A 14,925-nucleotide genomic window follows, 5' to 3' on the forward strand; every position below is an offset into this window, starting at 1 on the left:
TTTCAGCAGACCAATACTACCCGAAAATATAGGATATATTGCTGTTAAGATATCTTCTGGGTCAGACAATGAAAAAATGATTGCTTATGCAGAAGAAATTCAAAAAGCAATAAAAACAGAAGACAATGAAAATGTTCTTGGTTGGATAGTAGATTTAAGAGGGAGCGGTGGAGGCAATATGTGGCCGGCATTGGCGGGTATTGGTCCGATACTTGGAGAGGGTATCGCCGGATATTTTATTGACCCAAATGATCAACAAGCCTCTTGGGGATATTCGAATGGAGCTTCCCTAGTAAATCAGACTCCTATGGTGCAGCTTTCAAATCCTTATATATTGATTAATCCAAATCCCAAAGTTGCAGTTTTGTTAGACAAGGGAATAGCAAGTTCAGGCGAGGCAATTGCTATATCCTTTATAGGTAGAGACAATACCAAAAGCTTTGGATCTCAAACCTGCGGATTATCCACAGTTAATAGTAGCTTTAATTTAAGCAATAATGCTATTTTATTTTTAACAAACGGTTATATGGCTGATAGGAATAAGCACAAATATGGTGGTCCTTTAGCTCCGGATATGGAGTCAGATAATCAGACAATAATTCAGCAAGCCATAGAGTTTATTGAAAATTAAAGAAAACAATCTGTAATTTATACAGGATTAATCTCCCATGGTTGGTTTATCAATATTGGCTTTTTCGATGTATTCTTTGCAAATTTTTTCAATAGAAAAAGGATCAGGAATGCCAATGAAATAGTCACCTTTTTTCCTAAGAATTTTTACTCCACTGTAAAGGCTGAATGCACCCCAGATACTTTAATATTGGTCCCAATGATCCAAATGGGACTGGGCCGGTTTTTTTAATTAAAGCTAAACCCATGATCGGTGAGTATCAATGGGCTGATATCGTAAATAAGATTCACTCAAAAAATATTTATAACTTTTTGGTAAACAATGCAATATGTTTTGGTCTTTTAACTATCTAACCAAAACTATTATTACTATGAAAAAATTATTGACTTTTGCGGTCTTAGTTGCATTTTTTGTAACCTCCGCATTCACTGCAAACAAAAATGCCACAATCAATCCTGAGGCTGACATTGTAGATCTAGCCGTACAGACGGAGTTTCTGTCTACATTGGTAGCTGCCGTGAAGGCAGGAGAATTAGTAGACGTTTTGAAAGGTGATGGACCTTTCACTGTTTTTGCGCCAACCAATGAGGCCTTCGCAAAACTACCTGCCGGTACAGTTGAGAATCTTTTAAAGCCTGAAAACAAAGCGCAATTGGTAGCAGTATTGACTTACCATGTTGTTCAGGGAAAAGTTTATTCCAAAGATTTGAAAAATGGAATGAAAGCAAAAACTGTTCAGGGAACTGATATAACTATCACTTTGAAAGATGGAAAAGCGATGGTAAACAATGCTACTGTTTCTGCTGCTGATATTGAAGCATCTAATGGAGTGGTTCACGTAATTGATACTGTGATTCTTCCTTCAATGTAATTTTAACTTATCCAAAAAAAAAGCCTCATCTTTGTGATGAGGCTTTTTTTTTGCAGATAATTCTACTGCAAGTAGTTTTTCCTTTTGAGAATTGATTCCACGAATTTTTTATCATTTTCTGAATTGAAAATTTTAAAGGGGAGGTGAATAAACTGAGCTTTTGACATGGTAAGTACAAAAGCATCCTTCTTAACTTCTGCCTTTTTGATCATATCCCATTTGATCGGCATGCCTTGTTTGGCATTCAATTTCATTAAAATCTGTCTGCTATCTATTTCATAGGACATTTTTTCAAAAATCACCTTATTCTGTTCCATTTGGGTTACGCCTGCAAATTGGATGACCCAAAAAAGCCAATATAATACATAGGCTAATATCGCCATGCTGATCCACCACCATGAGGCGATCCAAAAATAACCACAGCCAATTGCTATTGCAATCAATACCACCCACCATTGCTCTCTTAAAATATTTACCAATCCTGCTTTGATGTAAGTGCCAGTCTCTAATTGATATTTTTTTGTTTTTACTATCATTACCTTTAATTTTCAGAGCGCAAATATCTAACGATATGGCTTATTTCACAAGCTTATCGGAAATACTGTTAATATTTTCAGATTTTCTTTAATCAAAATCGTTACAGATGTGTTAATTAATTGACTTCTATGTCCTTTTATAGTAAATTATACAAAATTTCTTTGTTATGAGTAGCCTAGCTATTGATTTGATGTTGTGTGGAATAGCATATGTGGTGTTGATTTATTTTGTTGCTACCATGACAAAATCAAAGCTGGGTAGAAATCAGAGTAATGATGATGATGGGGAAGGCGGAATAGAGGATTTTACCCCTCCAAAAATTGATTTACCTCCCGGAGTAATTTGGCCATCTAATGGACCAAAAACAAAATCTCCAAAAGATCCCGTGGAAGCTTGATCAATTGCATTTATCGCAAACCCCCTGTACAAGTAGGCTAACTTCTTTATTGATATATCCGACAGGCAGGTTAATTTTTGGTAGACTCACTTCTTCAATGCAAATAGTTTTGCCGCATTTTTCACATTTAAAATGTACATGCTCATGATCATGATTATACTCACTCTCTTGTCCACTATGAGAACATAAAGCATATTTGGCAGCGCCACTGTCATCGAGAACCTTGTGGATGAGGTCATTGTCTAAAAATGTCTTGAGCGTCCTATAGAGAGTTACACGGTCAAAATCCTTATCAAGCACTTCTTCCAGATCTGAGTGAGAAAGTGCAGCCTGCCTCTTCAAAAAGATTTTCAATACTTCTTTCCTACAATTTGTAATCCTGAGGTTGTGTTCCTGAAGTATTTGAAGAGGATTGTTGGCCATTTCTGTATATGAGGTTTGGGTAAAAATAGGTACTTAAATGGAAAACACAAAAAGTGTTCAAACTTGTTCAATTTGACCATTTTTGTTTAAGTCTTAAAAATTCGACTTCGGTTATCGTCCCTCATTGATCCTTTTCAGGCATTTTGGATGTAACCCTGTGTGATTCAATTGGAATTTCCCGGATTAGCACTATAAATCTGCAATATTAAATTAATTGGTTAAACTTCTTCTTGTAATATGTGGTTGACTTGATGATTAAGTTTTGAAAATCAACCCATAATTCCAGTCATTTATTTGTTCCAAAGTTTGAAATTTGATAAACGGCAATCCATTCCATATATAAAGTCTATTTTAAATTATGCATCATTATCAAACAATCATTATCGGAGGTGGACTTGCTGGACTGATTGCTGCACATCAATTGTCAAAAAATGGAAAAGAGGTTTTATTAATTGAAAAAAAGTCCTACCCCTTCCACCGAGTATGCGGAGAATACATCTCAAATGAGGTAAAAAATTTTCTGATAAGTGAGGACCTGTATCCGGACGAAATCGGCCCCACTCAAATCACCAAATTTCTACTGACATCCATCAAAGGCAATGAAGCAAAAATGGATTTGGACCTGGGAGGCTTTGGCATCAGTAGGCATGCACTTGATTTTTTCCTATATCAAAAAGCAGAGGCCGTAGGTGTTAAATTTCTTCTCCACACCCAAGTGGAAGAGGTGAAATTTGATGCAAGGGAAACCAAATTCCTAATCAAATTGGATAAAGGGAATTCCTTTTCAGCAGATCATGTCCTCGGTGCTTTCGGCAAACGATCCAAGGTTGACAAAACCTTGAACAGGTCCTTTATGCATCAGAGAAGTCCTTTCATTGGGGTCAAATATCATATCATAACAGCATTTGACACAAACACTGTCGCACTGCACAATTTTGAGGGAGGCTATTGCGGCATCAATCAAGTGGAAAATGGCATCTTCAACCTTTGTTATTTGGGTTCAAAAGAACAGCTTCGTCACTATGGCAACATTCCTGAAATGGAGAAAGAGGTGCTTCATAAAAATCCCCATCTTAAAAATCTCTTTCAAAACAGTGAATTCATTTTTGAAAAACCTGAGGTGATCAATGAAATCAACTTTTCACCGAAAAAACCTGTGGAAAACCATATCCTGATGATTGGCGATGCGGCAGGTTTGATTACACCTTTATGCGGAAACGGGATGGCCATAGCCATTCATACCGGAAAATTAGCTGCAGAGGCTATTCTTCAAAACAAGGATAGAAGCGCTATTGAAAAACAATATACTTCTCATTGGAATCATTTTTTCAAAACCCGTCTTTGGGTTGGCAGAAAAGTACAATGGCTTTTTGGCTCCAAAGCTGTATCAGAATTCTCAGTGAGTCTTATAAAAAATTCTACTTTTGCAGCTACTCAGATTATGAAGAAGACACATGGGGATGTTTTTTAGATTGAAGGTTTTAGATTAAAATTCAGAGCAATCGGAATTGATTTCAACCAAAAACTTGCAGCACTTGTGTATTTTCCAGAAAATACCAAATAAAGAAAACATTCAATGCTGTGGCTGAAATCCTGTTCATCCACATGGCCCAAGTGTAATTAGTATATTTATCCTCATCTTTTCGTACAAAAGAAAACCAAATCAGAAAGTAAAGCACCACCGGCAGCATCGCCAGCAAAAACCCGAAAAAGCCGCTTTCCTGATTTTTATCCAGGAAAAACCAACTAAAGCAAACCCCAGTGACCAGAAACCAAATGCTTGAAAAAACAAAGGTTCCTTTTTTGCCCAATTTTAAGCTTAAGGTGATGTCACCTCTTTTCGCATCTTCTTCGTGTTGATAAACTTGGGTTAGCGGATATGATCCCCAAAGCATCAAACTGGTCAATAAACCGGGAATCAGTACATGACTCTTGGTAAAAACCTCCCATCCGAAATCACTCAATCCTGCATAGGACATTCCGAAAGTAAAACATCCCTGAAAGAACCCCGCTACAATCCAGCTGATATAAGCATATTTTTTCAATCTGATAGCAGGATGACTATAGGCCATGGACACCAGACTATACACTAATAGCATGCTACTGAACTGCCAATTAATCTTCAATCCCAAAATCAGTGAAATAACAAAAAATATCAAGGAAAGATAATATAATCCTTTAGTAACTTTGGGTGGATTGCGTAATCCACCAATACTTTTTTCATCTTTATCGAAATAGCTGTTGTAACCATTGCTTGAAGGGTACAAAAAAAGATGAAGAGAAACAAAGACTATTAGTAACCTTTCTCCATTTAAGTTTGGGGTTAAAGCCAACGCAAAAAAGAAAATAGGCATTAAATAAAAAGAGAATGGAATCCTGAGATGTTTCCAATTAGATAGCTTGAACATAAATCGGTATCGTTTTTAACTTTTTTGGAACAGTAGATGTTTAGTCTCCAATATCGAAGTTAAAAAAAATAAGCTTAACTTAAGTTAATGAATAACCATATTGTTAGTATTGGTACTGCCAATCCCGGGAAACCCATTTTACAGGCCCAAATAGGTGAGTTTATGAAAATGGCACATGGACTGGATTCGCAGGAAGCGCGAAAGCTGAATTTTATTTATAGGCATACCGGAATTGAAAACCGGTACAGTGTCATTGATGATTTTAGGTATGAAGATCCTGAAAAATTCAATTTTTTCCCTTCAAATGCAACGTTGGAACCTTTTCCTAGCACAAAAAAAAGAATGGGGCTTTTTGAAAAATCCGGATTAGGATTGGCTAAAGCAGCAATTCTCGATTGTATGCAAAAAACTAAGCACCAAACTTCAGATATAACTCATTTGATATTGGTATCCTGCACGGGAATGTTTGCTCCTGGTCTTGAGTTGGAAATCATGCATTCCATGGATTTTCAAAAAGACATAGAAAGGTATGCCATTCATTTCATGGGATGCTATGCGGCATTCAATGGCATTAAATTGGCAGACAGAATATGTGACAGTGATCCCAAAGCCAAAGTTCTTATCCTATCTGTAGAACTCTGCACCATTCACTTCCAGAAAAATTATAACGAAGACAATCTTTTGGCCAATGCACTTTTTGGAGATGGCGCAGCAGCAGCTTTGGTCATGAGAGATGAAGAAGGCCTTGCCATCAAGAAGTTTCACAGTAGGGTATTCAAAGAAGGAGAAAAAGATATGGCATGGTCAATTGGAGATTTTGGTTTCGAAATGCGATTAAGTAAATATGTACCTGAACTTCTCAGTAAAGGCCTTTTTGAAATCAATGATTATCTAGAAGAAAAATTTCAATTGTCAAAAATCAAGAATTTTGCCATCCATCCAGGAGGAAAACAGATTCTTCAAAAGGTAGAAGAGGTCTTTGGGATCGGAAAATCTCAAAATCTTCCCTCTCATGAAATCCTTAAAAACTTTGGCAATATGTCATCCGCCACTATTCTGTTTGTATTGAAAAAGTGGTTGACTGACCCCCTCCCTTCAGGAGATCTTCTGGCAATGGGATTTGGACCTGGATTGACTTTAGAAACCCTATTACTTGAAAAATAATGGGGAAATTCAGCCAAAGAAGCTATCAAAAAGAAATAATGGACGACCTTGATGCCGGCGGAAAATTGATGGAGGTGACTCTAAAAGAGCTCAAAACCATCAATAAACTTTTGGGGGGAAATCATGTGACCACATCAAGCTTGAAGCAAATCATGGCAAAATACCCACAGGAAAACTATACTATAGCAGACATTGGCTGCGGAGGTGGGGATATGATACAGGTAATGTCAGATTGGGCCAAAAAAAACAAATTTGTTTGTCGGTTTATCGGAATTGATGCCAACCCCAACATTATTAATTTGGCGAAAATAAATCTTTCAGATATCAGCGAGGTTTCTTTCGAAACCCAGAATGTTTTTGATGCCGCATTTTTGGACGGTAAAGTAGACATTGTAACCTGTACACTTTTTACACATCATTTTACTGATGAGGAACTATTTTTACTGTTATCTTCTTTTAAAAAGAAAGCAAGACTGGGAGTAGTCATCAATGATTTGCATCGCCACCCGATTGCTTATTACAGCATCAAAATTCTGACCGGTCTTTTTTCCAAATCTACCATGGTCAAAAATGATGGCCCATTATCAGTATTGAGAAGTTTCCATAAATCCGAACTGGCAAACATCTTAAAATCCTCTGGTATTACCCAATACGAAATCAAATGGAAATGGGCTTTCAGATGGCGAGTGATAGGTTATATACTTTAGTTTTGTATTCTTAAACTTCAAAAATTTATTATGGATTTCAATTTTGATTTAGACACTATTGCCGTTTTTAAAGAAAGAGCCGTTGATCTATTGTTCCAGCTTGGCCCTGTGCTCCTGAAGTCGATTATCCTCCTATTGGTAGGACGGTATGTCATTAGGTTTATTTTGAAAGTATTTGTTAAAACACTTGAAAAATATGAGATAGATCCATCTTTGGCTACTTTCTTAAAGAGTTTTTTAAACGCCATATTGTGGGTGTTATTGATAATCAGTGTAGCTACTACCCTAGGATTGGAAATGACCTCGTTTATTGCCATCATAGGTGCAGCTGGACTTGCAGTGGGTCTTGCATTGCAGGGCTCTTTATCCAACTTTGCCGGAGGAGTCCTGATTTTAATTTTCAAACCCTTCCGTATAGGTGATACAGTGGAAGCTCAGGGAACTCTAGGTTCAGTGGAAAGCATTGATATTTTATATACCAAAATCAGGAATTTCGACAATAAAGTCGTTACCCTTCCAAATGGTCCACTTGCCAACAATTCAATTACCAATTATTCACAAAAACCAACTCGGCGGGTTGAAATCAATGTCGGGGTAGCATATGGAACTGACTTGAAGAAAACAAGAAATGTGATTCTGAATGTCCTTAAACAGGATGAAAGAATTCACGCAGATCCTGAACCAATTGTTAAATTCACCAATTTTGGGGATAGTTCTCTTGACCTCACCATTAGAGTTTGGGCAGATGCTGCAGACCTTTGGCCTGTATATTGGGACAATATGGAAGCCGTCAAAGAGGCACTTGAACAACATGAGATCGAGATTCCATTTCCACAACGAGATGTTAATCATTATTATCCAGAAGGAAAAAAGGAATAGAAAGAAAAGGCCGGAATTTATAACCGGCCTTTTTTATTTTTAATCAAACTTGATTGGAATGGTTTTACCTTCATGAGAAACAGTCGCCTCTTTATCACAGGTACCGCTTCCATAATCAATCAAAAACTTCTGACTTGAGTCTAGGGTAATTTCAATTTTTCCTGATGAAGGAATCCAATTTCCTTTATCTGTACAAGATTGGACAAAAAGAAGTTCTTCCTCTATCAAAGACATAAACGGAATTCCGAGTCTTGTTTTACCTCCTGAACCCCCTGTAACTTTCAATTTAATACCTTCAGAATTTGTTGGAAGAAAAAACTTTTTCTCAAATTCACCTTCAACGGTCGCGAAGGTTCCATCAGACCAAGTCACTTTTCCGGCAGAAATAACCGTCTCAAAAAGAAAATATTTTCCTTCTGTATTAAATCCTCTGTGGATCAATTTTCTCCTTCCTTCTATTTTTAGCCCATTTACCTCATATCCATCAAAAGAAATGGTGATTTCGGTATTTGAATCAAAAGTAAAACCGGAGTAAAAAAGCATGATTTTTCCTTTCCTTGTGATTCCTTTGGGACTAGTACAGCCTTCTCCAAAATTGATGACAATTGATTTGTTGTTGGGGAAAAAATCGACTTTGGTATCCGCACATAAATCTGAACCGACATCCAAATTCGCTCTGGCACTGAGTCCATTACTTTGCATGGCAGAAAATGCTAGGAAATCTGCATCTTCGAATGAGGCGTTTACCTGAGCTTGTTCTTGCAATACCACACTGTCTTTTTGTGGCAGTTGTTCATCTGTTTTTTCACAGGAAACCATAAAAAGTAGGAGTCCTAATGCAAACAGGAAAGTAGGGTTTTGGGGGTGATTTACTTTCATATAGATTAAGTTTTATTTATGAAAGTAAAAGAAAAAAAATGAAATAATCACAGCTTTAACTAATCATTTTTTCTGACATTCTTCTTCTTAGGCTTTGAATCTGAGGTACATCCAATATTCTTGGTAAGAGATACATTTTCAGGTATACCACCAAAACCTTCAGAAAAATCAATTTCTGAAATCATCTCATCTTCAATGCCTTTTTTGTTTGGTTTTTTTCTCATTTTAATCAATAATTTCTGCATCCATTAAGATAAAATTCAATTCATCAATATCTGTATCGTTGAGTTTAAGCTTTCCTTTGATGGTGATGATTTCATCCACTTTGATTCTTTTGGTAGGCTTCTTCTTAAGGTAAGCCACAACAATACTCTCCGGCCCCGCCCCTCCACAAAAGAAACATTCCGCATTGGGAAATTTGCTGAGTACTGCACAGTCAGAGGTACTTACATCCAATGGGATATAAAACCCCGTGACCTGAACTGACTTCCCTTCCAGTTCCTTAAGTTCATCGGAAAAAATGGGGTAGAGAAAATACATCCCGAATTCTCTGTTCAGCTTTTCAACGAACCTTGTTTTCGATAATAATGCCCATAAGTCAGGGCTCTTTACTGTTGCTCCTAATCCTAAAGAAAAGGCAAGCAATATCAACAATGTTAATCTTTTCATGTTATTTGTTCTCTTAAAATGAATGAGGGCTCCGGACGAAACGGAGTCTTGATGTCAAACACCATCATTCTAATGAAGAGAACACTTTAAAAAGGAGATAATTCAAATGTCTTTAAAAAAAATTAACGCAATATTTTTGCATTTTTATTTTTAGTGGCCCCTCCTAAATCTTTTAATATCTTTGGTCCATGGAATTTGAATACGGAATCACCGACAAAAAAGATGCCCTTAAAAAATGTAAAAGAAAGGGATATGGGCTTGCCATAAGCAGGTTTTTTCTTTTTTTGTTTATGATAGCTTCTTTGATTATTGGCCTTACGGATAAGCCTTTTTTTATCCTTGCTTTCCTGATTTCTTCAGTTCTCTTCGTTTATCTGATCATTCAATACAATACCAATAAAGATCGGATTGATTTTTTTATTCAATTGATCGAAATGGATTTGGAGAGTGCCAAAAGAAAATCAAGAAATCTCAAGGATTTGGATTCAGGTTCAGAATTTATAGATAAGCAACACCCCTATGCCAATGACCTTGATCTTTTTGGCGAACACTCACTTTTTCAATTGATCAATCATACCGTCAATAAAAGTGGGAAATCACTACTTGCAGGGTGGATGAAAGATAGAATCAACCCTGATTCAGCCAAACAGAAAGCAGAGGCTGTTAAGGAACTTAGATCCAAAAAAAGCTTTTTAGCCTCGTTTGAAGCTCATGGCCGGGCTTTTATGAAAAATGAAAAACCAAAAACAAAATTTTATGCATGGCTTAAACAAAATGAAAAATGGAATGCCCTCTACTACATACCACTTATAATTGGCCCATTTGGAGGAATTTTAATCATTCTCGCAGCAGTATTTGAATTAATTGCCCCCGCTTGGGTTGGTGCTTGGATTATTAGCGGATTATTCTTTTTATCGATGATATTCCATAATTTACAGTCCGCTTCCTCGATCATGCCTAATCAGGGAGATATCAAGACCTTCAGCAAATGGGCCTCACAAATTGAAGAGATGCAGTTAGAAGGTGAATACTTAAAACATCTTCAAAAACCTTTTAAAAACCAAAATTTTGATGCTTCGGCAATTTTAAGGTCATTGGAGCAAAAATCCTTTATGCTACAAAACAGGTTTAACCTGATGTATTTGATATTCAATTTGCTTTTTTGGATTGATTTTTTCCTCTTTTGGAGAACAGTAAAATGGAAAAAGAGATTCGCAGGGCATCTCGCCGAATGGGAAGGTTATTTCGATAATTGGCAGTCCTTGGTTTCTCTGGCAGCGTTTAGTAGTGAAGAAGATCTGCAATGCCAAGTGGATTGGTCCAGTGAGAAAATATTGGAAACAAATAATTTGGTCCATCCCCTTTTGAATCCCAAAGAAGCTGTAGGGAATGATTTTTACATAGCTGAAAAAACCAAGATTGTTTTACTGACAGGATCCAATATGTCAGGGAAAACGACCTTCATGAGAACAGTAGGAATAAATCTCGTGTTGGTAAATCTAGGACTTTCGCCCTTTGCCTCCTCTTTCAAAACAGGTTCTTTTCAATTATTCACCAGTATGAGAAATACAGATAATCTGGGAGAAAGTGTGAGTTCTTTTTATGCAGAGTTGGCCAGGATAAAGCAATTGCTCACCATGGCAGAAAACGGGGAACCTGTTTTATTCCTTTTGGACGAAATTCTCAAGGGAACCAATACAGTAGACCGCATCATGGGCAGTGAATCGCTCATCAGACAATTAGCAAATTCAAATTGCAAGGGAATTATTTCAACCCATGATATTGAACTTAGCCAATTGGAAAACTCACTTGATTACCTTGAAAATAAAAGCTTTCACAGTGAAATTACAGACAATGAAATCCACTTCGATTATAAAATAAAGTCCGGCCCGTGTCCAAGTTTTAATGCACACAAACTCATGGAGTTGATGGGTATAAAATTTGGTTGATAGATTTTATGGCATGATAATTGGTTTTTTTATTCTCATAATCAATTGTTTAACTAAACCAACTATATCATGAGCTCTCTATTATATTTAATTGCTGTCATTTTGATAATTGGATGGATCTTCGGATTCTTTGTTTACAGCGCAGGTGGTATTATCCACATCTTACTTGTATTGGCCGTCGTCGCAATCCTATTGAGACTAATCGGCGGAAGACCTGTTTAATTCTCCAAACTGAATATATAAGCCCTTTTTCGAAAGGGCTTTTTTTTTAAAACATTTATGTAGCCAATGATGCCAGTAAAATGGTAATTCAAAATAATTCTTGCCAGGAAACTGAAATGTCCGGTACATCCCTGCCTGGAGGCAGGCAGGGGTCTTCCGACTTCGGACTTCCACCTGTTTGAAGTAGAATATTGGGTTAATGGCAAAGAAGCGGATAACCATATAAAAAAATCTGATTTTCGATATACTATATTTTTCTCTTATTTTTGGGCAATCAAAAGCAATAAGGTGCAAGAAAACTATCAGCAAAAGATTTTAGGGATATTAGGTGGCGGTCAATTAGGCCGAATGGTAATTCAATCCGCTATCAATTACAATATCGACGTCCATATTTTAGATCCTGACCCCAACGCGCCCTGTAAAGACATCTGTCAGAATTTTATCCAAGGTAAGCTGACTGATTTTGAAACGGTGTGTAGTTTCGGGAAAAACTGTGATGTCATTACCATTGAAATTGAAAATGTAAATACAGATGCACTTCAAAGACTCGCAGATGAAGGGAAAGAGGTTTTCCCCCAGCCCCACATCATCAAAATGATACAGGATAAGCGGTTACAAAAAGAATTTTATAAAAACAACAATATACCTACCGCTGACTTTATATTGACAGCCAACAAAGAAGAGGTGAAAGCCAATTCAGGATTTTTGCCTGCAGTCAATAAATTAGGAAGAGAGGGCTATGATGGCCGAGGGGTGCAGGTCTTAAAAACCAAAGAAGATCTCGAAAAAGCATTCGATGCACCGGGACTTTTGGAAAAACTGATAGACTTTGAACAGGAATTGTCGGTGATTGTTGCCAGAAACAAAAATGGAGAAACAGTTGCTTTTCCTGCCGTCGAATGTTCCTTTCATCCAACTGCCAATTTGGTCGAATTCTTATTTGCACCCGCAAGCATCTCAAAAGAAACTGAGGAGAAAGCAAAATCCTTAGCATTCCAAGTAATTGAAAAACTGGAAATGGTCGGAATACTTGCTGTCGAAATGTTTGTAACCAAATCAGGCGAAATACTTGTCAATGAAATTGCTCCCAGACCCCATAACAGCGGACACCATACCATAGAAGCTAATTTTACCTCACAATTTGAACAGCACTTAAGGTCAGTTTTGAATATGCCTTTGGGCAATACGGCATTAAGATGTCCTGCTGCAATGGTAAATCTATTGGGTGAAGACGGATTTACCGGTAATGCAATCCTAGAAGGAATGGATAAAGCCATTTCCCAAAAAGGGGTGTATGTACATTTATATGGTAAAAAAATCACCAAGCCCTTCCGAAAAATGGGGCACGTCACCATTTTGGATGAAGAGGTATCGGTATTGAAAACGCGTGCCTTGGAAATTAAAGAAATTATAAAAATAAAAGCTTGAGCAATGGCCATACAGGTAGGAATCATCATGGGTAGCAAATCCGATTTACCGATCATGTCGGAAGCAGCAATCGTTTTGGAAGAATTAGGGGTAGAATTTGAATTGACTGTAGTCTCGGCACACCGGACACCGCACAGGATGATTGAATATGCGGAGTCAGCTAAAAAAAGAGGTATTAAAGTGATCATAGCGGGAGCAGGTGGTGCAGCCCACTTACCTGGAATGGTGGCTTCACTTACCACGCTTCCTGTTTTGGGTGTTCCTATCAAGTCCTCTAATTCCATAGACGGTTGGGATAGTATACTTTCCATCCTCCAAATGCCAGCAGGGATTCCTGTTGCAACCTTGGCTTTGAACGGCGCAAGAAATGCCGGAATTCTAGCGGCATCAATTGTAGGGGCCTTTATCGAAGAGACTTCGGATAAGTTAATTACGTTCAAAGAGTCACTAAAAGAAAAAGTTGAAATCTCTGCAAAAGAAATTGAAACAAAGGGATGGAGACATCCGTAAAAACTAGTAGGCTTATAAATTAAAGTTTAATTACTTTTAATTTTCTTAGAGAAGCGAGGCACTTATGTCTCGCTTCTTTTCTTATTAATGAATAAAAAATAGTTTGATAAGAAACCTGATATTTGACCAATGGACCTCAAAAGAAATATTCGATTCAAAATTGGAAGTGAAAATTGGGAAATGCCCTTAGGTATATTGCTTTTACTTTTAGGCATTTCATTGGTATTGATGATTGTAGGTGCATATATGGGATTCCGTTTTGGCCATAACATCAACTAATCCTCAAATATCCCCCATCCATCGTTATTTTTTTGAATGGAATCAAACCCTTTGACCCAATCAACAAACATGGATTTAAATTCCCTAATAGCATCCCTTAGCAACTGTAGATGCTCTTCAGCATGAGTACCCTCAAGCGCCAATTGGTAAGTCATAGCATATAGACTTCTCGCATGAATTTTCATGAGTACAGCATTTTCCATTTTGAGGATATAATCATCAACACCCTCAGCACCAGCGAACTTTGCCGGCAAAACACCCGCACTTTCGAGCATCAATCCTCCATAAAGCTCCATTCTAGCCTCATCTAATGAGCCTACCAATGCACGGGTGAGTTCAAAGATATCCATTCCTTTTTTCATCAAAGGATGTTTGTCGATCCTCTCATTTTCTCTTCGGAATTCTTCTTCGTCATTTTCGTCCCAACCTTCATCATCATCGTTGTCCCACATGGTAATATCTGATTTAAAAAAACATATAAACTGTAAGAATTGCCCCATGATAGATAAAATGAGGCAATTCTTTAGAATTCTTTCATTTGATCAATAGCATTAAAAGGGCAATACATCATCTCCGCTATCATCAGAGAAAGTAGTCACATCAGGGGCCGAAGTTGTGATTGGGGTTGGATTACTTTTTGATTGATTGCTTTTCTCCACTTTCCATGCCTTCACATCTGTATACCACTTCCCATTATATTCCCGGCTTTCAATATCTACTGAGGCATTGACTTCGTCACCCATATTCATATTAAACTGATCAATATTATCCCCCCAAACAGTTAGACATACTTTTTTAGGGTAAGTACCGGGCAATTCCAAAACATAATCTCTTTTTCGCCAGCTTCCTTTTGCTGAAGTTCCACCTTGTTCGGGCAAGATTTGTACTATTTTTCCGCTTAGTTCCATATTTTTTATTAGTATTGAAAAACGAAGTTAACAAAAAGGCAAGATTTACTTTAGCTTTTCACCC

The 14,925-nt window shown here is 37.3% G+C and carries 20 protein-coding genes; 12 read left to right on the plus strand and 8 right to left on the minus strand.

The window, feature by feature from the left end; translation table 11 throughout:
• Both ACEW8U_RS21250 and ACEW8U_RS21255 read left to right on the plus strand, forming a co-directional pair.
• Positions 1–631 (plus strand): S41 family peptidase (locus tag ACEW8U_RS21250; RefSeq protein ID WP_373524061.1); only part of this gene is annotated, 631 nt, incomplete at its 5' end.
• A 370-nt stretch (positions 632–1,001) separates the two neighbouring features.
• On the plus strand, positions 1,002–1,502 hold the full coding sequence (locus ACEW8U_RS21255) for a fasciclin domain-containing protein (protein ID WP_373524062.1): 501 nt from the start codon (positions 1,002–1,004) through the stop codon (positions 1,500–1,502).
• Positions 1,503–1,564: 62 nt separating this feature from the next.
• On the opposite strand, the gene ACEW8U_RS21260 is transcribed toward ACEW8U_RS21255, so the two are convergent.
• On the minus strand, positions 1,565–2,038 hold the full coding sequence (locus tag ACEW8U_RS21260) for a YcxB family protein (protein ID WP_373524063.1): 474 nt from the start codon (positions 2,036–2,038) through the stop codon (positions 1,565–1,567).
• A gap of 167 nt (positions 2,039–2,205) precedes the next feature.
• Between ACEW8U_RS21260 and ACEW8U_RS21265 the strand changes: the two genes are divergently transcribed.
• Entirely contained in the window at positions 2,206–2,436 is a 231-nt protein-coding gene (locus ACEW8U_RS21265) for a hypothetical protein (protein ID WP_373524064.1), read from the plus strand.
• On the opposite strand, the gene ACEW8U_RS21270 is transcribed toward ACEW8U_RS21265, so the two are convergent.
• Positions 2,437–2,859 (minus strand): Fur family transcriptional regulator, encoded by a 423-nt coding sequence (locus ACEW8U_RS21270; protein WP_373524065.1) that lies wholly within the window; start codon positions 2,857–2,859, stop codon positions 2,437–2,439.
• A gap of 358 nt (positions 2,860–3,217) precedes the next feature.
• On the opposite strand from ACEW8U_RS21270, the gene ACEW8U_RS21275 reads away from it, so the two are divergent.
• Complete coding sequence (locus tag ACEW8U_RS21275) at positions 3,218–4,330, plus strand: NAD(P)/FAD-dependent oxidoreductase (protein ID WP_373524066.1); 1,113 nt, start codon at positions 3,218–3,220, stop codon at positions 4,328–4,330.
• Positions 4,331–4,373: 43 nt separating this feature from the next.
• Here ACEW8U_RS21275 and ACEW8U_RS21280 read toward each other — a convergent pair whose 3' ends face one another.
• Positions 4,374–5,267 (minus strand): UbiA family prenyltransferase, encoded by an 894-nt coding sequence (locus ACEW8U_RS21280; RefSeq protein WP_373524067.1) that lies wholly within the window; start codon positions 5,265–5,267, stop codon positions 4,374–4,376.
• An 87-nt stretch (positions 5,268–5,354) separates the two neighbouring features.
• On the opposite strand from ACEW8U_RS21280, the gene ACEW8U_RS21285 reads away from it, so the two are divergent.
• From ACEW8U_RS21285 to ACEW8U_RS21295, 3 genes are read left to right on the plus strand one after another with little or no spacing between them, the layout of a single operon-like run.
• Positions 5,355–6,431 (plus strand): type III polyketide synthase, encoded by a 1,077-nt coding sequence (locus ACEW8U_RS21285; protein WP_373524068.1) that lies wholly within the window; start codon positions 5,355–5,357, stop codon positions 6,429–6,431.
• Positions 6,431–7,138: a methyltransferase domain-containing protein gene (locus ACEW8U_RS21290; protein WP_373524069.1), complete on the plus strand. Its 708-nt coding sequence runs from the start codon at positions 6,431–6,433 to the stop codon at positions 7,136–7,138. The genes ACEW8U_RS21285 and ACEW8U_RS21290 overlap by 1 nt, the downstream gene beginning before the upstream one ends.
• Before the next feature lie 30 nt (positions 7,139–7,168).
• Positions 7,169–8,017 carry a mechanosensitive ion channel family protein gene (locus ACEW8U_RS21295; RefSeq protein WP_373524070.1) on the plus strand — a complete coding sequence of 283 codons (849 nt, stop codon included), beginning with the start codon at positions 7,169–7,171 and terminating at the stop codon, positions 8,015–8,017.
• Between the two features lie 39 nt (positions 8,018–8,056).
• Here the strand turns inward: ACEW8U_RS21295 and ACEW8U_RS21300 are convergent, their stop codons facing one another.
• Genes ACEW8U_RS21300 through ACEW8U_RS21310 form a run of 3 tightly spaced genes read right to left on the minus strand, consistent with a single transcriptional unit; the run spans position 8,057 to position 9,565 of the window.
• Complete coding sequence (locus ACEW8U_RS21300; protein ID WP_373524071.1) at positions 8,057–8,896, minus strand: hypothetical protein; 840 nt, start codon at positions 8,894–8,896, stop codon at positions 8,057–8,059.
• 59 nt (positions 8,897–8,955) lie between these two features.
• Positions 8,956–9,120, minus strand: coding sequence for a hypothetical protein (locus ACEW8U_RS21305; RefSeq protein ID WP_373524072.1), 165 nt, complete (start codon positions 9,118–9,120; stop codon positions 8,956–8,958).
• Position 9,121: 1 nt separating this feature from the next.
• A complete protein-coding gene (locus ACEW8U_RS21310; protein WP_373524073.1) occupies positions 9,122–9,565 on the minus strand; it encodes a hypothetical protein in 444 nt (147 codons plus the stop codon).
• Between the two features lie 188 nt (positions 9,566–9,753).
• Here ACEW8U_RS21310 and ACEW8U_RS21315 point away from each other — a divergent pair, with 188 nt between their 5' ends.
• From ACEW8U_RS21315 to ACEW8U_RS21335, 5 genes are all read left to right on the plus strand, one after another.
• Positions 9,754–11,514, plus strand: coding sequence for a DNA mismatch repair protein (locus tag ACEW8U_RS21315; protein ID WP_373524074.1), 1,761 nt, complete (start codon positions 9,754–9,756; stop codon positions 11,512–11,514).
• Positions 11,515–11,583: 69 nt separating this feature from the next.
• Positions 11,584–11,736, plus strand: a complete 153-nt coding sequence (locus tag ACEW8U_RS21320) for a lmo0937 family membrane protein (RefSeq protein ID WP_373524075.1) — start codon at positions 11,584–11,586, stop codon at positions 11,734–11,736.
• 288 nt (positions 11,737–12,024) lie between these two features.
• The gene (locus ACEW8U_RS21325; RefSeq protein ID WP_373524076.1) at positions 12,025–13,164 is read left to right on the plus strand and encodes a 5-(carboxyamino)imidazole ribonucleotide synthase; all 1,140 of its coding nucleotides are present in this window, start codon (positions 12,025–12,027) and stop codon (positions 13,162–13,164) included.
• A 3-nt stretch (positions 13,165–13,167) separates the two neighbouring features.
• Positions 13,168–13,674: a 5-(carboxyamino)imidazole ribonucleotide mutase gene (gene purE, locus ACEW8U_RS21330; RefSeq protein WP_373524077.1), complete on the plus strand. Its 507-nt coding sequence runs from the start codon at positions 13,168–13,170 to the stop codon at positions 13,672–13,674.
• Positions 13,675–13,803: 129 nt separating this feature from the next.
• A complete protein-coding gene (locus tag ACEW8U_RS21335) occupies positions 13,804–13,953 on the plus strand; it encodes a hypothetical protein (protein WP_373524078.1) in 150 nt (49 codons plus the stop codon).
• Here ACEW8U_RS21335 and ACEW8U_RS21340 read toward each other — a convergent pair.
• Together ACEW8U_RS21340 and ACEW8U_RS21345 are read right to left on the minus strand one after the other, a co-directional pair.
• Positions 13,950–14,453 carry a hypothetical protein gene (locus ACEW8U_RS21340; protein WP_373524079.1) on the minus strand — a complete coding sequence of 168 codons (504 nt, stop codon included), beginning with the start codon at positions 14,451–14,453 and terminating at the stop codon, positions 13,950–13,952. The two genes, ACEW8U_RS21335 and ACEW8U_RS21340, sit on opposite strands and share 4 nt — an antisense overlap.
• 51 nt (positions 14,454–14,504) lie before the next feature.
• A complete protein-coding gene (locus ACEW8U_RS21345; RefSeq protein ID WP_373524080.1) occupies positions 14,505–14,861 on the minus strand; it encodes a DUF3127 domain-containing protein in 357 nt (118 codons plus the stop codon).
• Positions 14,862–14,925: the final 64 nt, after the last annotated feature.

Source organism: Aquiflexum sp. (genome assembly GCF_041751335.1).
In the GTDB taxonomy this organism is placed as follows: domain Bacteria; phylum Bacteroidota; class Bacteroidia; order Cytophagales; family Cyclobacteriaceae; genus Aquiflexum.